Here is a 17,227-nt window from a genome sequence, read left to right on the forward strand (position 1 = left end):
GTGGCTCAGAGCAGCTCGAGTGCGGGGCCGATCTCCTGGTTGGCGTACCAGGCCAGCTCGTGGCCCTCGGCCTGGTCGACGACGAACTGGGCGTCGGCGCTGCCGAGGTCGGCCTCCAGCACCACGTTGACGGCCTTGCGCACGTCCTCCTCGGCCTCGGCCCCGTCGATGTGCGCGCTCGCGACGTCCCTGAGGGCCACCGTCGCCGTGGTGCGTGCGGCGCCGGCGTCGGCCCCGTCGGCGACGATCGGGGTCACCGACGCATCGGGCACGTCCGCCGCCAGCACCACCCGTCGGCGGGCGGCGGCCGGGTCGACGTCCATCAGCCGCAGGCTGGCCCGGGCCGCGGCGATCAGCGCCGCGTACTCCAGCTCCTCGTCGTCGCTCAGCTCGTAGAAGTCGCGCAGCTGGGGGGTGACCGTGAAGACCGTGAGCGGTCCCTCGAGTCGGCCCTCATCGAGCAACCGCTGCAGCACGGTCGTCGTGGCCGGCAGGTACACGCGCACCCGGTTCGCCTCCTGAAGTCGTCGGACAGCGACCGTAACGTCGCCGGACCGGAGATCTTCCCGGCCGGTCGGTCAGCCGGCCGACTCGACCAGGTAGGCGACCTCCTGCTCGATCAGGTCGGCCAGGGCGTCGACGTCGCTGACGCTGTCCCGGTCGGCGTTGAGCCCGAAGTAGACGGTGCCGTCGTAGCTGGTCAGGCCGATGGACAGGCCCTGGCCACGGACCAGCGGGACCACCGGGAACACCTCCACCATCCGGGCGCCGCCGGCGTAGAGCGGGACCTGCGGCCCGGGGACGTTGGTGACCACGAGGTTGAACAGCCGCCGGGACAGTCCGCTCGCCGCCCGCGCCCCCAGGGCGTGCAGCGTGGGCGGGGCGAACCCCGACAGCGCGCTGAGCGTGTCCGCGCCCACCGACTGCCCGCTCGGTGCCAGCCCGCGCATCGCGAAGCTGACCCGGGCCAGCCGCACGCGGGGGTTCGGCTCCCCCACCGGGAGGTCCACCAGGAAGGAGCGGACCTCCCCGGGTGCGGCGTCGTCCTCCCCACGCACCGACACCGGGACCAGCGCGCGCACCGACGTGCTGCCGACCACCGGCTCCCCGCGGGACAGCAGCCACTCCCGCAGCGCCCCGGTCACCGAGGTGAGCAGCACGTCGTTGACCGTGCCGCCGTGCGCCCTGCGCACCACCCGCAGGTCCTCGAGCGCCACGCGGGCCACCGCGACCCGCCGCTGCCGGCCGATCGGCGCGTTCAACGGGCTGACCGGCGCCGGTGACACGGCGGTGCGCGCCAGCGCCGCCACCACGCCCCCGGCCACCCCGGCCCAGCGCGCCGCCGTCGCGCGCACGTCGCCGACCGCGGTGCGGGCGGTGTCCAGCACCGCCGAGGGGCGCTGCAGGTAGTCCTCCACCGCCTCCCAGACCAGGGCCACCTGGCCCGGCGGGCGCCGGGGCAGCCAGTGGTCCGGCACGGGAGCCGGGGCGGCGTCCGGGTCGGGGTCCAGGATCACCTGGCCGATGTCGATGGCGCCCAGCCCGTCGACCAGCGCCGGGTGGGTCTTGGTCACCACCGCCGTCCGGTCGCCGGCCAGCCCCTCGACCAGGTACATCTCCCACAGCGGGCGGCTGCGGTCCAGCGGCCGTGCGGTCAGCCTGGCCACGAGGTCGAGCAGCTGCTCCTGGGTGCCCGGGCGGGGCAGCGCCGAGCGCCGGACGTGGTAGCTGACGTCGAAGTCCGGGTCGTCGACCCAGGCCGGGTTCGCCAGGTGCCCCGGCACCTCGACGACCTTCTGCCGGTACCGCGGCACCAGCGGGAGCCGGGCACGCACGAGCTCGATGAGCGCCTCGTGGTCCAGCCCGCCGGAGGGGCACTCGAGCACGAGGACGGCGCCGACGTGCATCGGCGTGCCGGGCTCCTCCAGGTACAGGAAGGACGCATCCAGCGCGGTGAGCCGTTCGACCACAGCGTGACCCTCCTCACTGACGGCTGGTCCACGCTACGTCCCGGCGTCCTCGCCCCGGGACACCCCCCTCCGGCGGCGCCCGGTCACCGGGCGCGGCGGCCCCGCCGGCCGGGGGTCGCCGGCACGCCTGCCAGCTCCGCGGCCAGCGTGCGCAGACCGGCCCGCAACGGGGACCCCGCAGCCACCTCCGCCAGCGTCCGACCACCCGCCAGGGCCGCATCGGTGGCCCTCCGGTCGGCCGGCAGGAACGCCCGGACCTCCTGGCCGGCGAACCGGCGCAGCGCCGAGGCGATCTCCTGGCGCGCGTCCCCCGGCACCGGCCCGCGGCGCAGCTGGTTCACCACCACCTGCGGCGCGACGTCGGGCAGCACCTCGCGGAGCTCGGCCAGCGCCCGGACGGTGCGCTGCAGGGAGACCGGGTCCGCGCCGCTGACGCAGAGCACCTCGTCCGCGGCGGCCAGGACGGTGAGGGTGGCCCCGTTCCGTCGCGGCGCGGCGGTGTCGAAGGCCAGCTCCTCGTCCTCCTCCAGCGAGAACCCGCAGTCGACGACGGTCAGGGCGGACAGCCGGCGGGCCTCCTCCAGCACCACGCCGATGCCCTGCGGCCGGAGCTCGGGCCACCGGTCAGCGCGGGTCAGCCCGGTGAGGACCCGCAGCTGCGGGGTCACCGCCCAGGCCAGCCGGGCCAGCGCGGCGACGTCCAGCGTGCCGGCGGAAGCCTGCCGGGCCGCCGCCACGATGCCCGGCGACTCGTCCAGCAGCCCGAGCACCTGGGCGACCACCCCGCCGTAGACGTCCCCGTCGACCAGCAGCGTCGGCACGTCGAGCCGGGCGGCCTCGTCGGCGAGCCCGACGGCCACCGTCGTCCGGCCGGGGGCGCCGGTCGGCCCCCAGACGGCGACCACCCGGCCCCGGCCGCCCGGCCGGGTGGGGGGCTCGGGCGGGAGGCCGAGCACCGGCAGCGCAGCGCGGGGGTCGCCCACGTCGTGCCCGGGCAGCGGGGCACCCGCGACCGCCGCGCGCAGCGCCGCGGCGATCTCCTCCGGCGGGGCGTCGGCCGGGAGCACCCGGGCCACGCCGAGCTGGCGGAGGCGGTCGGCGGCCCCGCTGTCGCCCGGCTCGACCAGCCCGACAACCGCGATCCCGGCCGCCGACAGCCGGGCGACCGCGGTGCCGTCGAGCCGGCGGAACTCCGCCGACAGCAGGGCGGCCTGCCCGGTGCCGGTGGTCGCGGCGGCCAAGAGGTCGGCGACGTCGACGCACCGGCGGACCACGGTGACGCCGTGGTCCTGCCGGTCCAGGGCACCGACCAGCTCGGACTCCCATGCCGCGCCGGTGACCGCGGTGAAGACCTGCAGCGCCATCAGCCGGTGGGCCCCGCCGGGCCGGTGCCGGCGGGCGCCGCGTCCGTGCCCGTGTCCGTGTCCGTGTCCACCGAGGTGCGCTGCACGACGACCAGGCCCCGGCCGCCGATGGCCGCCAGCACGTCCGCGGCACCGTCGGCCGGGACCGCGACGACGACCTGGACCGTGGTGCCCGAGGTCGAGAGGACGCCGTCGCCGCGGCCGGTGACCGCCTGGACCGGGGCACCCGAGAGCACCACGTCGACGTCCCCGCCGGTCGCGGTGTCCGCGCCGACGACCGGGTCGGCGACGGCGTAGACGTCGATCAGCTGGCCGCGGGCCAGTTGCGGTGGCACGTAGCCGGCCTGGACCGGCAGGGCCAGCTGCACCAGGTCGGCGGGCTCCTCCAGCGCCGAGCGGGGCAGCAGCTCCCCGTCCCGGACGGCGCGGGCGAGCACCCGGCCCGCCGGGCGGGTGCTGGTGGCCAGGTAGGCCGCGGCGACGTCGTCCAGCCGGACGTCCACGGCGACCAGGTCGTCCGCATCGAGCACCGTGCCGGCCGCCAGGTCACCGGCGGCCGACCAGACCGGGACCGTCGCGTCGGCCGCCGTCACCACCCGGGCACCCAGCAGGACCGATCCCAGCACCAGCAGCACGCCGAGCACCAGGCGCAGGTCCAGCCAGCGGGGCGGCCGCACCCGGCGCGGCGCCGAGCTGCCCGGCGCTGCCTCGACCGGGGGTGCCGCGGGCGCCGCTGTGGACGTGCTCATCGGTCGGTCATCCCTCGCTCCGTCTGCCGTGCCGCGGTGTGCGGCAACCCGCCCGACCTCGTGGTCCTCGGTCGCGGAGGGAGATCATGACCGAGGAACCGGGCGGCGCGCAGGCGTCGTCCACACCTTCGGGTGGACGACGCACCTCGATGTCACCCGGCTGCCACACTGGCGGGCACCTTCGACGGGAGAACACGGACCCTCATGGCCACCCAGCGCTTCCACACCCTCGACGACGTCGCGGAGATCCTCAACGTCTCCTGGTCGCAGGCCTACGCGCTGGTGCGTCGCAAGGAGCTCATCGCCATCCAGATCGGCGGCCGCGGGCAGTGGCGGGTCGAGAAGGACGAGCTGGAGCGCTTCATCCAGCAGAAGTACGCCGAGGCGCGGGCCACCGCCGTCGCCGAGGAGCCGGCCGGCGAGGACGCCGAGGTCGACTCCCCCCGCTGAGAGACCGGGGCCGCCTACACGCCGGCCGCCGCGACGGCGTCCCCCGGCCGGCTCAGCCGCCGGTCAGCGCGGTCCGGACGGCGACCACCGCCGGCAGGGGCAGCGTCCGCACACCGGTGACCGCCCCGCGCCGCCGCGGCTGGTCCAGCGGGTGCTCGGCCAGCTCGACGAAGTCGGCACCCACCCGGTCGATGGTGCCGGTCAGCGCCGTGCCGTCGGTGAGCAGCACCTGCACGCCGGCCCGGTCGCGCGCCAGCCCGCGCAGCGCGCGCCGTAGGTCCAGTGCCCGCGCCACCGCGCCGTCCTCGGCAGCCGGCGCGGTCAGGGCAGCCAGTCCGCTGACCGAGCAGACCGCGTGCACCGCCACCAGCAGCTCACGGTCCTGCGCATCGGTCAGCAGCAACCAGTCGACACCGACGTCGCTGAGCCGTCCGCTGAGCCGGCCGGCTCCGGTGCAGCCGAGAGCGAGCTCCTGCCCCCGCGCCCCACCGAGCCGGTCGGCGAGCCGCACGCGCCCGTACTCGGCCCGGGCGCGCGAACCGTCCTCGGCCCGTTCGGCGACCGCCTCCTGCTCGGCCAGCTGGGCCTCGAGGTCGGCGAAGAGCTGCTCCCAGCGCATGGCCGACAGCGTAGCTCGTCCACAGATTCACGCATTTGGTTGCGTTTGCTTGCGTTCGTGGTGTTTGGTCACTTCGACGAGAGGAGGCGCCGTGCCGATGCCGCGGTGGATGGGGACGGTGGCCGCGATGTGCGGCGCCGGCTGGCTGCTGGCCGTCCTCGGTGCCGCTCCGGCCGAGGTCCGAGCGGCCGCGCAGGCGCCGCAACAGCTGGTCGACACGGCGGGCCCGGACGCCCTGGTGGTCGCCGTCGTCACCGCACTGGCCTGGCTGTGCTGGTCGTGGGGCGCGCTCGGGCTCCTGCTCACCGCGGCCACCGCCGTGCCCGGCTGGGCCGGCCGACTGGCCGGCGTCCTGCTGTCCGGGGTGCTGCCGGCCGGCGCCCGGCGGGCCGCCGCACTGGCGATCGGGGTCGGGCTCAGCGCCACCGCCCCGTTGGCCGCACCGGGCGGGTCAGCCACCGTCGCGGTGACCACGGCGGCGGCCGAGCGACCGGCCGGGGACGCCCCGGGACTCCTCGACTGGCCGGCGCAGTCCGCCGGACTGGACTGGCCGGCAGCACCCGACCGGCCCACCGCACCCTCCCCCGGGCCGCCGGTGCCGGACTGGCCGTCCGCTCCACCCGACGGCCACGTCGTCCTGCGCGGCGACTGCCTCTGGGACATCGCCCGGGACCACCTGACCGGGACCGGCGGTCCGGCCACGGACGCCGCCGTCGCGGCGGCCGTGCAGGCCTGGTGGCACACCAACGCCGCCGTCATCGGCCCGGACCCCGACCTGCTGCTGCCCGGCCAGGTGCTGCAGCCACCACCACCGTGAGCCCCGACCGCGCTGGACGGCGCCCCACCCCGCCGCCCGACCGCAGGCCCCACCGCCCATCCCGCACGCCCAGGAGACCCGCATGACCGCTCACCTGTCCTCCACGCCGCAGGCGCCGGTCGACCCCGCGCGCAGCGCACCGGTCCGTCGGGTCCACCTGACCGTGGTCCGCACGCCGGGTCCACCCCTGGCCGACGAGCGAGGGCCGGTGCGGCTGCTCGTCCCCGGGCGACGCACCCCCCGGCCGGTGCCACCGCCGGGTCCCCGGCCGCGGCTGGACGCACCGCCTCCCGGCGCGACCGACGACTTCGGGCCGTCCTGGTCCCGCCGGGCCGATCTGCCCGATCCGCAGGCGGTGGGCCGTCAGGTGGTGACCTCGGCCCTGGAGGCCTTCGCCGGACGGCGGCCGATCGGTCAGCTCCAGGCGCTGGTCAGCCCGCCGTTGTTCACCGCGCTCACCCAGCGGCGCCGGCCGCGCTGGTGCAGCGAGGGGACGGCGCCCCTGGTGATCAGCTCGGTGCGGGTGTGCGAGCCGGTGGACGGGGTGGCCGAGGTCAGCGCGGTGGCCCGCCGAGGCGGCCGGGCGCACGCCGTGGCCGCCCGGCTGGAGGGACTCGACGGTCGCTGGCGCTGCACCGCGCTGCAGATCGGCTGAGAGAGGACCCCGTCCACCTCACCCCTCGCGAGCTCGCGAGCGCGCCTCAGGACGGGGCCACAGCAGGACGCCCCGCTGACCTGGTGGTCGGCGGGGCGTCCTGCTGTGGCGTCCTGGGCTGGTCAGCTGTTGCCGGCAGCGCCGTGGCACTGCTTGAACTTCTTGCCCGACCCGCACGGGCAGGGGGCGTTGCGCGGGGTCTCCTTGGTGCCGGTGACCGTCGCCGTCTTCGCAGCCTTGGCCCGGCCGCCGTCCTTGGTCGAGGCGTCCAGGCTCGGCGCGCTGTAGCTGAGCTGCTCCTGCTTCGGCGCCTCCAGCCCCTTGACCTGCAGCTCCGGCCCGGTGCCGGACGACGCGGGCTCGGCCACCGGCTCGGCCGTCGTGGTGGCGGCGGCCGCGGGTGCCGGCTTGGGGGTCCGCCGGGCCGCGCCCGCCGTCGTCCCAGCACCATTCGTCCCAGCACCGTTCGTCCCAGCACCGTTCGTGCCGCCGCCGTTCGCCCCGACCGTGGGAGCGGCACCGTCGGCCTGCGCCGCCGGAGCGGCGCCGTTCCCGTTGGACGCCGGCTCGGCGACCGGAGCGACCGGCGCTGCCGCGGCAGCGGCCGCAGCCTGGCGGGCGAGCACCCGCTCGGTGCCGGCCTGGGCCTTGGCCAGCGCGTCGGCCTCGGCAGCGGCCTGCTTCTGGGCCGCCTCCGCCGCCTGCTGCTCCTTGGTCTTGACCTCGAGGTTGAACAGGAAGCCGACGGACTCCTCCTTGATCCCGTCGAGCATCGCGTTGAACATGTCGTAGCCCTCGCGCTGGTACTCCACGACCGGGTCGCGGTTGGCCATCGCGCGCAGGTGGATCCCGGCCCGCAGGTAGTCCATCTCGTACAGGTGCTCACGCCACTTGCGGTCCAGCACGGACAGCAGCACGCGCCGCTCCAGCTCCCGCATGACGTCCGAGCCCAGCGTCTGCTCGCGGGTCTCGTACGCCGCGTGCACGTCGGCCAGCAGCTCGTCCTGCAGCACGTCGGCGGTCAGCGCCGCCTGGTCGCCGTCGGCCACCCGGTCCAGCAGCTCCTGGCGGTCCAGGCCCACCGGGTAGAGCGCCTTGAGCCCGGTCCACAGCTTCTCGAGGTCCCAGTCCTCGGCGTAGCCGGCCTCGGTGGCGCCCTTGACGTAGGCGGTGACCACGTCGTCGACCATGGCCTGCACCTGCTCGTGCAGGTCCTCGCCGTCGAGCACCTTGCGGCGCTCGTCGTAGATGACCGTGCGCTGCCGGTTGAGCACCTCGTCGTACTTCAGGACGTCCTTGCGGACCTCGAAGTTCTGCTGCTCCACCTGGGTCTGCGCCGAGCGGATCGCCCGGCTGACCATCTTCGACTCGATCGGCTGGTCGTCGGGGACGCGCAGCGTCGTCATCATGTTCTCGAGCATCGGCCCGTTGAACCGGCGCATCAGGTCATCGCCCAGCGACAGGTAGAACCGGGACTCGCCCGGGTCGCCCTGACGCCCGGCACGGCCACGCAGCTGGTTGTCGATCCGCCGGCTCTCGTGCCGCTCGGTGCCCAGCACGTACAGCCCGCCGGCCTCGGCGACCTGGTCGTGCTCGGCCTTCACCTGCGCCGTGGCCGCGGCCAGCGCGTCGTCCCAGGCGGCCTCGTACTCCTCCGGCGTCTCCGCCGGGGACAGGCCCTTGGCCCGGAGCTGCTCGTCGGCGATGAACTCGGCGTTGCCGCCGAGCTGGATGTCGGTGCCGCGACCGGCCATGTTGGTGGCGACGGTGACCGCGCCCAGCCGGCCGGCCATCGCGATGATCGAGGCCTCACGGGCGTGGTTCTTGGCGTTCAGCACCTCGTGCGGGATGCCCCGCTTGAGCAGGTACTTGGCCAGCACCTCGGACTTCTCCACGCTCGCGGTACCGGCCAGCACCGGCTGGCCCGCCTCGTGCCGCTCGGCGATGTCGTCGACGACGGCGTCGAACTTGGCCTTCTCCGTCTTGTAGATGACGTCGGCGCGGTCCTCGCGGATCATCGGCCGGTTCGTGGGGATCGGCACGACGCCCAGGGAGTAGGTCTGGGAGAGCTCGGCGGCCTCGGTCTGGGCCGTGCCGGTCATCCCGGAGAGCTTCTCGTAGAGCCGGAAGTAGTTCTGCAGCGTGATCGTGGCGAGGGTCTGGTTCTCGTCCTTGATCTGCACCCGCTCCTTGGCCTCGATGGCCTGGTGCATGCCCTCGTTGTAGCGCCGCCCGGCCAGCACGCGGCCGGTGTGCTCGTCGACGATGAGGACCTCGCCGTTGGTGACGATGTACTGCTGGTCCTTCTTGAACAGCTCCTTGGCCTTGAGGGCGTTGTTCAGGTAGCTGATCAGCGGGGTGTTGGCCGCCTCGTAGAGGTTGTCGATGCCGAGCTGGTCCTCGACGAACTCCACGCCCTCCTCGGTGATGGCGACCGTCCGCTTGGCCTCCTCGACCTCGTAGTGCCGGTCGCGCTTCATCAGCGGGGCGATGCGGGCGAACTCGCCGTACCACTTGGCGCTGGTCTCGGCCGGGCCGCTGATGATCAGCGGGGTGCGGGCCTCGTCGATGAGGATCGAGTCGACCTCGTCGACGATGGCGAAGGCGTGCCCGCGCTGCACGAGGTCGGCCTTGCTCCAGGCCATGTTGTCGCGCAGGTAGTCGAAGCCGAACTCGTTGTTCGTCCCGTGGGTGATGTCCGCGGCGTACTGCTGGCGGCGGGTCGCCGGCGGCTGGCCGGAGACGATCGTGCCGACGGTCAGGCCGAGGAAGCGCTGCACCCGGCCCATCCACTCCGCGTCGCGCTGGGCCAGGTAGTCGTTGGTGGTGATCACGTGCACGCCGTCACCGCTCAGCGCGTTGAGGTAGGCCGGCAGCACACCGGTGAGGGTCTTGCCCTCACCGGTCTTCATCTCGGCGATGTTGCCCAGGTGCAGCGCGGCGCCACCCATGAGCTGTACCCGGTAGTGCCGCTGGCCCAGCGTGCGGGTCGAGGCCTCACGCACCACGGCGAACGCCTCCGGGAGCAGCTGGTCGAGGGTCTCCCCGTCGGCGTACCGCTGCTTGAACTCGTCGGTCTTCGCGCGCAGCTCGGCGTCGGTCAGATCGGTGACGTCGGGCTCGAGAGCCTCGACCGCATCGGCGATCTTCGACAGCCGTCGGACGATCTTGCCCTCACCGGCACGCAGGATCCTGTTGAACACCACGCCCCCAGCGTAGGCGGCCGGGCCGGGAAGCGGTCCCGGCGCGGCCGGTGCCCCTACCCGGACCGACCGGTTCCGTACCCTCCGCGGGCGTGTCCCCCGACCCCGCGTCCGCCCCGCCCACCTTCGGCCCGGGGCTGGTGGCCTTCTTCACCGAGCGCCACCTGGCCACGGTCACCACGCTGCGCGCCGACGGCAGCCCGCACGTCGTCCCGGTCGGCGCCACCTTCGACGCCGCCACCGGGACGGCGCGCATCATCACCTCCGGCACGTCGGCCAAGGCCCGGCACGTGCGCGCCGGGCAGTCCCGGGTCGCGGTCTGCCAGGTGGACGGCCGGTGCTGGGCAACCCTCGAGGGGACGGCGGTGGTGCGGGACGACGCCGCCGCGGTCGCCGACGCCGAGGCGCGGTACGCCGCCCGCTACCAGCAGCCGCGGGTCAACCCGGCCCGCGTGGTGCTGGAGATCTCCGTGGACCGGGTGCTGGGCAACGCGGAACGCTGGCGGGGACCCCAGGAGGAGCGCGCATGACCGGGATCGACCTCAGCGGCATCGACCTCACCACCGAGACGATCCGGACCGAGCGACTGGTGCTGCGGCCCTTCACCGAGAACGACGTCCCCGCGGTGCTCGCCGCCTGCCAGGACCCGGGCATCCAGCGGTGGATCACCGCACTCCCGGTGCCCTATACCGAGGACGACGCCCGGTTCTTCATCCACGAGGTGGCGATCGGTGGGCGGGCGGCCGGACGGGATCTGACCGTGGCCATCGAGGCCGACGGCCGGCTCGTCGGCTCGAGCGGCGTGCACGCCCTGCAGATCCACCCGCTCGGCCCGGAGATCGGCTACTGGCTCGTCCCGGACGCCCGGGGACGCGGCTACGCGGCCGAGACGGCGCACGCGCTCGCCGAGTGGGCGCTGAACCTGGGCGCACGGCGGGTGCACCTGGTCGCCGACGTGGCCAACGCAGCCTCCCAGTCGGTCGCCCGGAGGGCCGGCTTCAGCCAGGAGGGCGTCCTGCGGTCCTACCTGCAGTACCGGGACGGCAGCCGCGGCGACGCGGCACTGTTCTCCCGGCTGCCCGGCGACTGACGCGGACGAGCCGCCCCCCGCGGCTGCGGAGGGCGGCTCGCCGGTGTGCGGTCGCGGCTCAGGCGGGCGTGAGGTCCCCGGCCGCCGCGGACGAGGCGACCGCCGAGGCGGCGGCACCACCGCCCTCGGGGCCGGCCGGGGTGCCCAACCGGATGAGGCCGTAGTCGAAGGCGTGCCGGCGGTAGACGACCGAGGGCACACCGGTGTCGGCACACAGGAACAGGAAGAAGTCGTGGCCGACGAGTTCCATCTCGTAGAGGGCCTGGTCGACGTGCATCGGGGTGGCCCGGTGCACCTTCTCCCGCACGATCTGGCCGGGCAGGTGCTCGTCCAGGTCGGTGACCAGCGGGCCGTCGGCGAGCGCGGCCTCGATGTCGGCGGACGACCGCCCGTCGGCGGTCGTCTCGGGGGCGCTGCTGCCCCCGGCAGAGGTGCTCAGGGTGGGCACCGCGTCCTCGACGGCGGCGACGCCCTCGATCCGCACGCTGGGCGGCGTGCGACGGCCGTGGTGCACCCGGCGGCGGTCGTTGGCACGCCGCATGTGGTTCTCGAGCTTGCCGGCAGCGAGCTCCAGGGCGGCGTAGAAGTCGGGGGCGCACGCCTCGGCGCGGGCCACCGGGCCCTTGCCCCGCAGGGTGATCTCCACCCGTTGACAGTTCGCCGCCTGGCGGGGGTTCTTCTCGTGCAGCAACTCGACGTCGATGCGGATGACCTTGCCGTCGAAACGTTCGAGCTGGCCGACCTTGTCCTCCACCTTCTGGCGGAAGTGCTCGGGCACCTCGACGTTGCGACCTCGGACCACGATCTCCATGAGACCTCCCGGTTGAGCGCGGGCTGTGATCGAACCGACGCTAGCCGCGTTTGCCCGGTACCGACACCGGAAGCCGGCCGGCTCCCAGCAGGTGCTCAGCAACGCACGGTGAACGCCCCAGGTGGCGGCTGGACCGCGGGCCGGCCGGACCGCCGCGGAGTCGCCGCGACCACCGCGGCCAGCACCGGCGTGTCCTCCCCGTTCACCGGACCGGCCCGCTGGCGGGCGGCCAGGGCACGGGCGGCCTCGGTCAGGGTGGCGCCGCTGCTCACCACGTCGTCGACCAGCACCAGCCGGCTGCCCGGCGGCAACGCGACCGGCCGTGCGCGGAACCGGCCGGCCAGGTTCGCCCGCCGCTGCACGGCGTCCAGCCCGGCGGAGTCCCGGGTGCGCCCGGCCCGGCCCAGCACCGGCAGCGTCACCGCCGGCACCCCGGCCCGCAGCAGCTCACCGACCGCGGACCGGGCCAGCTCCCGCACGTGGTCCCGGCCTCGGCTGCGCACCGCCGCCGCGGAGCTCGGCACCGGCACCAGCAGGACCGGCGCCCCAGCGCTGCCCGGCGGATCCGCGGGAGCCGACGGCAGGCCGGCCAGGACGGCGACCACCGCCAGCGCGAGCGCGGTGCCCAGCGGACCGGCCAGCTCCGCCCGGCCGTGCTCCTTGAACGCCAGCACCGCCGGCCGGACCGGCCCCGCGTACGCCCCCGCCGCCACGGTGGGCGGGAAGCCCGGCGGGTGGCGACGGGGCTCGGCGAGCCGGGGGCGAGCCAGTCTCGCCCGGCAGGCCGCGCAGAGCAGCGCGCCGGGGACGGCACACCCGGCGCAGTCCTGCGGCAGCACCAGGTCGGCCAGCACCCGCGCACCGAGCGTGAGCAGCGCCCCCGGCACCCCGGCCCGGTCGACCGCCGTCGGTGCCCGGCCCCGCGCGCCGTCAGCCACCCGGACGGGCGTCCCGACCTGGTCGCGCCGTCCGAGCCGATCGCCGTGGTGTGCCCGCATGCCCCGACCGTGCCGGTCCGGCGGTCCCCCTGGCGCCCCCCGGCCCGACCTGGGGACGGGTGACCCGGCTGGGGACGGCGACGCCCCTCACCGGCCGCGCCGGGTCGGCTCAGGTCGGGTAGAAGGGCGCGCCGCCCCGCAGCGGCGGGGCACCGCGCACGAGGGTGACCCAGTAGCCGCCGGCGAACTGCCACATCGTGTCGTCGGCGCTGACCAGCGGCTGGCGGCCGGGTGCGGCGGCCAGCGCGGTCGGCTGGCCGGGCAGCCCGCTGTCGGTCACCTCGCTCAGCAGCCAGCCGTCCACGCCGACCGTGTACGGCACGGTGCGCCCGGTGCTCGGGTCACCGGCCAGCAGCATCAGCAAGCCGGCGTTGCGCCAGGCGACGTCCACGATCTGGTGGACCGACGGCGCGACCGACCGCAGGTCCCGCACGCTGACCGCGTCCTCGTCCCGCACGACGGTGCCGACGTAGAGCTGCCCGCCCTGCGTCCCCTCGATCACCACCGCGGCCCGCACGCCGTCCGGGGAGAGCTGGAACTCCGTCGTCCGGCCGAGGCCGGAGAGGGTGGTGGCGCTGACGGTCTGCGGGGCACCGCCGGAGGGGACCCGGACGACCTCGGTGCCGTTGCGCACGGTCCACACCTCGGCCCGGGGAGCGGCCGTCGTCGGGTCGGTGAAGCTCGCGCCGGTGAGCCCCGGCGCCAGCTCCCCGCCGTAGGGGCCGGCGAACAGGGTGGTCAGCCCGCCGGAGCCGGCGGCGGACACCCCGACGGTCCAGTCCAGCGCACCGTTGCGGGTGTCCACCGAGATCCCGGCCGCGGTGAGGCCGTAGGCCCCCTGCCCGGCCGGCCCTGGCGCGGGGCTGCCGTCGGCCGCCCGGTACAGGGCCCCGTCGACCAGGTAGTGCCCGACCGCGTCGGCCGGGGCGGCGTCGGGGTCCAGGCCGGCCCAGTCGCCGACCCCCTGCTCGGTCGGGACGTCGGGCAGGCCGAGCTCCTGGCCGTCGCGCAGCACCACGACCGACTGGAAGCCCAGCTGCTCCAGCGACCACACCAGCTGGCCGGATGCCCCGACCAGCGCGGCGTCGGTGACGTCCGGCGGGAAGGTCAGGTCCACCGTGGCGGTCTGCCCGGAGGTGCTCACCGTGCTGCGGAGCACCGCCCCGGCCAGCGGGTTCACCACGCCCGCGGCGATCGCCGGCGAGGGACCGGCGATCAGCCGTTCCACCAGGACGTTCGGCTGGGCCTCGCCGTCGATCAGGTACCGGGGGTCGGGCACGACCCGGCTGCCGGTCGGGTCGAGGAAGTAGGCGTCGACCGGCTCGTAGGTGCGGGCGAAGTCCGGCTCGAGCAGCAGCAGTCCGTCCGGCGGATCGGTGATCCGCCACTCCCCCGACTCGTCGCTGAGGGTGAAGCTGCGGACGAACACCTCGCCGCCGCTGACGGTGAACGAACCCCGCTCGTCGACGGTGCCCACCTGGTTCGCGGTCACCTCCACGATGCCCGGCTGGGTCTGCACCCGGGCGTAGTCACCGCTGAGCACGGTCACCCCGTCGCTGTCGCGCCAGGACTCGGCGGCCTCCTCGGAGAGGTACTGGCGGGCGACCGGGTGGTTGCGGACCGAGCTGGCGCTGGCGTCGATGAAGCCGCGCACGACCTCCTCGGGGGTCGCGCCGGCCTCGGGGGACAGCGGCTCGATACCGACGGCGCCGTCGGTAGGCCCGGCGACCTGGGTGATCGGCACGGTCGGCGAACTGCTGGGCACCGTGCTGCACCCGCTCACCAGCACGGTCAGCACGGCCAGCGCGCCCAGACGGCGGGGGCTCACGACGGCGACTCGATCCGGCGCAGCAGCGACGGGCGCAGCGGCAACGGCGAGCTGGTCAGCTCGGTGCCGGCCACCAGCGGCACCGTCAGCCGGAACTGCGCGCCCTGCCCCGGCTGGCCCCACACCTGCAGCCAGCCACCGTGCAGCCGGGCGTCCTCCAGGCTGATCGAGAGCCCGAGCCCACTGCCCCCGACGGTGCGCACCCGCGAGGGGTCGGCCCGCCAGAAGCGGTCGAACACGTGCTCGGCGTCGGCCGACGTCAGGCCGACGCCGTGGTCGCGGACGGTCATCGCAGCTGCCGTCGTGGAGGCGGCCAGGGTGACCTCGACCGGCTCGCCCCTGCCGTGCTCGATGGCGTTGCCGACCAGGTTGCGCAGCACCCGCTCCACCCGGCGCCCGTCCACCTCGGCGATCACCGGCACCGGCGGCAGGCTCACCCGCAGCTCGCAGCCGTGCCGTTCGGCCAGCGCGGTCATGCCCGCGACGACCCGCTCCACCAGCGGCCCCAGGTCCTGGGCCTCGGCCTCGAGCACCGCGGCACCGGCGTCGTACCGGCTGATCTCCAGCAGGTCCGACAGCAGCCCCTCGAACCGGTCGAGCTCGACCCGCAGCAGCTCCGCCGAGCGGGCCACCGCCGGGTCGAAGTCGCCGCGGGCCTCGTGCAGCACCGCGGCGGCCATCTGCACCGTCGTCAGCGGGGTGCGCAGCTCGTGCGAGACGTCGGAGGTGAACCGCTGCTGCAGGTGGGACAGGCCCTCCAGCTGGGTGATCTGCCGCTGCAGGCTGTCGGCCATCACGTTGAAGCTGGTCGCCAGCCGGGCCAGGTCGTCGGCTCCGCGCACCACCAGCCGCTCCTCCAGGTGCCCCTCGGCGAGCCGCTGCGCACTGCCGGCGACCCGGCGCACCGGGTCGACCACGAGCCGGGTCACCAGCACGCCGATGCCGACCACGAACAGCACCAGCGCGACCCCGCTGATCACCACCGTGCTGCGGATCAGCGACAGGCTCTCCTGCTCCTGGTCCAGGGGGAAGACGAAGTAGACCTCCACCCGGTCACCGCTGCGGCCGTCGGTCTGCACCGGCGCGCCCACGAGCAGGCTGGACATCGTCCGCCCCGCCGCGTCGGGCACCTGGGCGTAGCGGTAGGCCTGCGACCCCCGGGCGACCTCGCTGCGCAGGTCGGTGGGCATGTCGCGGTAGCTCAGCGAGGTGCGGGTGGACGCCGGTCGGACCTGGTCACCGGACCGGTAGACCATCACGACGTCGAAGTCACCGGCCGCGCCGCCGCGGGAGCGCAGCCCCTGGACGGTGCGGGACAGCGTCGTCCGGATGCTCGCCGAGTCACCGGTGGCGATGCCGCTCACCTCGGACTGGGCGTACTGGACGCCGGACAGCGACTGGTCGACCGCGGCCTGCCGCTTCACCCCGAGCAGCTGGTCGCTGATCTGGCTGAACAGCACCATGCTGACGATGACCACGACGACGCCGGCGACCAGCATGGTGATCGCGCCGACCCGCAACTGCAGCGACGAGCGCCACGCCCGCGCCGCCCGGCGCGCGGCGCGTCCGCCGGTCACCAGCGCACGGCGGCGGGTCCGGCGCACCCGGCGGCGGACCCCGGTGACCAGGTCCCCGGTCGCCGGGCGTGGCGGTCGCCCCCCGCCGTCCGGGGCGGTGGCGGGCGGCCCGGCCTGGCCGACCGGGGACGGGCCGGTCGTCGTGCTCACCGGCGGGTGGGAGCCCAGCCGGCCGGGCCGGGACGGGCGGCGGACGTCGAGCCGCAGATCACGGCGGCCCGGCCTTGTACCCGACGCCGCGGACGGTGAGGACCACCTCGGGCTTCTCCGGGTCGCGCTCGACCTTGGCCCGCAGCCGCTGCACGTGCACGTTGACCAGCCGGGTGTCGGCGGCGTGCCGGTAGCCCCACACCTGCTCCAGCAGCAGCTCCCGGGTGAAGACCTGGCGCGGCTTGCGGGCCAGGGCCACCAGGAGGTCGAACTCGAGCGGGGTGAGCGCGATCGGCACGCCGTCGCGGGTCACCTGGTGGGCCGGGACGTCGATCTGCACGTCGCCGATCGAGAGGCTCTCCGCCTGCCCGGTCTCGCCGCGCCGCAGCTGGGCCCGGACCCGCGCGACCAGCTCCACCGGCTTGAACGGCTTGGTGACGTAGTCGTCGGCGCCGGCCTCGAGCCCCTGGACGACGTCGATCGTGTCGCCCTTGGCGGTCAGCATGATCACCGGGACGGCCGACTGGGTGCGGATGTCGGCGCAGATCTGCAGGCCGTTCCGCCCGGGCAGCATCAGGTCCAGCAGCACCAGGTCGGGGCGGACCTGCTGGAAGGTGGCGACCGCCCGCGCACCGTCGGAGACGAACGCCGGTTCGTAGCCCTCCCGCCGGAGCACGATGCCCAGCATCTCGGCGAGGGCGGCGTCGTCGTCGACGACGAGGACACGGCCGCGGCTGGCCCCGGAGGTGGGTGCGGAAGGTGGCACGGCGCCATTGTGCGTGACGCGCGCCAGGAAGCGGTCCGCCCCGCCCGGGAACTTCCCCCGGGCGGGGCGGAACGCGCAGCTCAACCGCCGGCCGGCCGCTCAGCGCGCCCAGCCGTCGGCCCCCTTGCAGGGTCCCACCGCGAGCTTGCTCGTGGTGGGGGGCAAGGGGGCCCTTCGACT

The 17,227-nt window shown here is 75.2% G+C and carries 16 protein-coding genes; 5 read left to right on the forward strand and 11 right to left on the reverse strand.

Annotated elements, in window-relative coordinates; all coding sequences use genetic code 11:
- Positions 1–5: 5 nt before the first annotated feature.
- The 4 genes from HLA93_RS09205 to HLA93_RS09220 form a co-directional block, all read right to left on the reverse strand.
- The gene (locus HLA93_RS09205; protein WP_222194081.1) at positions 6–506 is read right to left on the reverse strand and encodes a DUF6912 family protein; all 501 of its coding nucleotides are present in this window, start codon (positions 504–506) and stop codon (positions 6–8) included.
- A gap of 72 nt (positions 507–578) precedes the next feature.
- Positions 579–1,970 carry a WS/DGAT/MGAT family O-acyltransferase gene (locus HLA93_RS09210; protein WP_222194082.1) on the reverse strand — a complete coding sequence of 464 codons (1,392 nt, stop codon included), beginning with the start codon at positions 1,968–1,970 and terminating at the stop codon, positions 579–581.
- 83 nt (positions 1,971–2,053) lie between these two features.
- Entirely contained in the window at positions 2,054–3,334 is a 1,281-nt protein-coding gene (locus HLA93_RS09215) for an AAA family ATPase (protein ID WP_222194083.1), read from the reverse strand.
- Positions 3,334–4,083: an SAF domain-containing protein gene (locus HLA93_RS09220; RefSeq protein WP_222194084.1), complete on the reverse strand. Its 750-nt coding sequence runs from the start codon at positions 4,081–4,083 to the stop codon at positions 3,334–3,336. The genes HLA93_RS09215 and HLA93_RS09220 overlap by 1 nt, the downstream gene beginning before the upstream one ends.
- A gap of 204 nt (positions 4,084–4,287) precedes the next feature.
- On the opposite strand from HLA93_RS09220, the gene HLA93_RS09225 reads away from it, so the two are divergent.
- On the forward strand, positions 4,288–4,533 hold the full coding sequence (locus tag HLA93_RS09225) for a helix-turn-helix domain-containing protein (protein WP_222194085.1): 246 nt from the start codon (positions 4,288–4,290) through the stop codon (positions 4,531–4,533).
- Positions 4,534–4,585: 52 nt separating this feature from the next.
- Here the strand turns inward: HLA93_RS09225 and HLA93_RS09230 are convergent, their stop codons facing one another.
- Positions 4,586–5,152 (reverse strand): hypothetical protein, encoded by a 567-nt coding sequence (locus HLA93_RS09230; protein WP_222194086.1) that lies wholly within the window; start codon positions 5,150–5,152, stop codon positions 4,586–4,588.
- Positions 5,153–5,249: 97 nt separating this feature from the next.
- Here HLA93_RS09230 and HLA93_RS09235 point away from each other — a divergent pair, with 97 nt between their 5' ends.
- Positions 5,250–5,969 (forward strand): LysM peptidoglycan-binding domain-containing protein, encoded by a 720-nt coding sequence (locus tag HLA93_RS09235; RefSeq protein ID WP_439957976.1) that lies wholly within the window; start codon positions 5,250–5,252, stop codon positions 5,967–5,969.
- Between the two features lie 82 nt (positions 5,970–6,051).
- On the forward strand, positions 6,052–6,624 hold the full coding sequence (locus tag HLA93_RS09240; protein ID WP_222194088.1) for an Rv3235 family protein: 573 nt from the start codon (positions 6,052–6,054) through the stop codon (positions 6,622–6,624).
- A 122-nt stretch (positions 6,625–6,746) separates the two neighbouring features.
- Here HLA93_RS09240 and secA read toward each other — a convergent pair whose 3' ends face one another.
- Positions 6,747–9,830, reverse strand: coding sequence for a preprotein translocase subunit SecA (secA, locus tag HLA93_RS09245; RefSeq protein ID WP_222194089.1), 3,084 nt, complete (start codon positions 9,828–9,830; stop codon positions 6,747–6,749).
- Positions 9,831–9,919: 89 nt separating this feature from the next.
- On the opposite strand from secA, the gene HLA93_RS09250 reads away from it, so the two are divergent.
- On the forward strand, positions 9,920–10,357 hold the full coding sequence (locus HLA93_RS09250) for a TIGR03618 family F420-dependent PPOX class oxidoreductase (protein ID WP_308128031.1): 438 nt from the start codon (positions 9,920–9,922) through the stop codon (positions 10,355–10,357).
- Positions 10,354–10,917, forward strand: a complete 564-nt coding sequence (locus HLA93_RS09255; RefSeq protein ID WP_222194090.1) for a GNAT family N-acetyltransferase — start codon at positions 10,354–10,356, stop codon at positions 10,915–10,917. The genes HLA93_RS09250 and HLA93_RS09255 overlap by 4 nt, the downstream gene beginning before the upstream one ends.
- Positions 10,918–10,975: 58 nt before the next feature.
- Here the strand turns inward: HLA93_RS09255 and hpf are convergent, their stop codons facing one another.
- The 5 genes from hpf to mtrA form a co-directional block, all read right to left on the reverse strand.
- Positions 10,976–11,728, reverse strand: coding sequence for a ribosome hibernation-promoting factor, HPF/YfiA family (gene hpf, locus HLA93_RS09260; RefSeq protein WP_222194091.1), 753 nt, complete (start codon positions 11,726–11,728; stop codon positions 10,976–10,978).
- A gap of 95 nt (positions 11,729–11,823) precedes the next feature.
- Positions 11,824–12,726 (reverse strand): ComF family protein, encoded by a 903-nt coding sequence (locus HLA93_RS09265; protein WP_222194092.1) that lies wholly within the window; start codon positions 12,724–12,726, stop codon positions 11,824–11,826.
- Between the two features lie 109 nt (positions 12,727–12,835).
- Positions 12,836–14,554: an LpqB family beta-propeller domain-containing protein gene (locus tag HLA93_RS09270; RefSeq protein ID WP_222194093.1), complete on the reverse strand. Its 1,719-nt coding sequence runs from the start codon at positions 14,552–14,554 to the stop codon at positions 12,836–12,838.
- Positions 14,551–16,281 (reverse strand): MtrAB system histidine kinase MtrB, encoded by a 1,731-nt coding sequence (gene mtrB / locus HLA93_RS09275; RefSeq protein ID WP_222194094.1) that lies wholly within the window; start codon positions 16,279–16,281, stop codon positions 14,551–14,553. The genes HLA93_RS09270 and mtrB overlap by 4 nt, the downstream gene beginning before the upstream one ends.
- A 58-nt stretch (positions 16,282–16,339) precedes the next feature.
- Positions 16,340–17,047 carry an MtrAB system response regulator MtrA gene (gene mtrA, locus HLA93_RS09280; RefSeq protein ID WP_222194095.1) on the reverse strand — a complete coding sequence of 236 codons (708 nt, stop codon included), beginning with the start codon at positions 17,045–17,047 and terminating at the stop codon, positions 16,340–16,342.
- Positions 17,048–17,227 lie beyond the last annotated feature (180 nt).

Source organism: Modestobacter italicus, from assembly GCF_019799965.1.
GTDB lineage: Bacteria > Actinomycetota > Actinomycetes > Mycobacteriales > Geodermatophilaceae > Modestobacter > Modestobacter italicus_A.

What these genes read in the sequence shown, in the direction of transcription:
- HLA93_RS09225 (WP_222194085.1), top strand. Translation starts at nt 4,288, where the DNA reads ATGGCCACCCAGCGCTTCCACACCCTCGACGACGTCGCGGAGATCCTC.
- HLA93_RS09240 (WP_222194088.1), top strand. Translation starts at nt 6,052, where the DNA reads ATGACCGCTCACCTGTCCTCCACGCCGCAGGCGCCGGTCGACCCCGCG.
- HLA93_RS09215 (WP_222194083.1), bottom strand. Translation starts at nt 3,334, where the DNA reads ATGGCGCTGCAGGTCTTCACCGCGGTCACCGGCGCGGCATGGGAGTCC.
- HLA93_RS09255 (WP_222194090.1), top strand. Translation starts at nt 10,354, where the DNA reads ATGACCGGGATCGACCTCAGCGGCATCGACCTCACCACCGAGACGATC.
- hpf (WP_222194091.1), bottom strand. Translation starts at nt 11,728, where the DNA reads ATGGAGATCGTGGTCCGAGGTCGCAACGTCGAGGTGCCCGAGCACTTC.
- HLA93_RS09235 (WP_439957976.1), top strand. Translation starts at nt 5,250, where the DNA reads ATGCCGCGGTGGATGGGGACGGTGGCCGCGATGTGCGGCGCCGGCTGG.
- HLA93_RS09220 (WP_222194084.1), bottom strand. Translation starts at nt 4,083, where the DNA reads ATGAGCACGTCCACAGCGGCGCCCGCGGCACCCCCGGTCGAGGCAGCG.
- HLA93_RS09230 (WP_222194086.1), bottom strand. Translation starts at nt 5,152, where the DNA reads ATGCGCTGGGAGCAGCTCTTCGCCGACCTCGAGGCCCAGCTGGCCGAG.
- HLA93_RS09265 (WP_222194092.1), bottom strand. Translation starts at nt 12,726, where the DNA reads ATGCGGGCACACCACGGCGATCGGCTCGGACGGCGCGACCAGGTCGGG.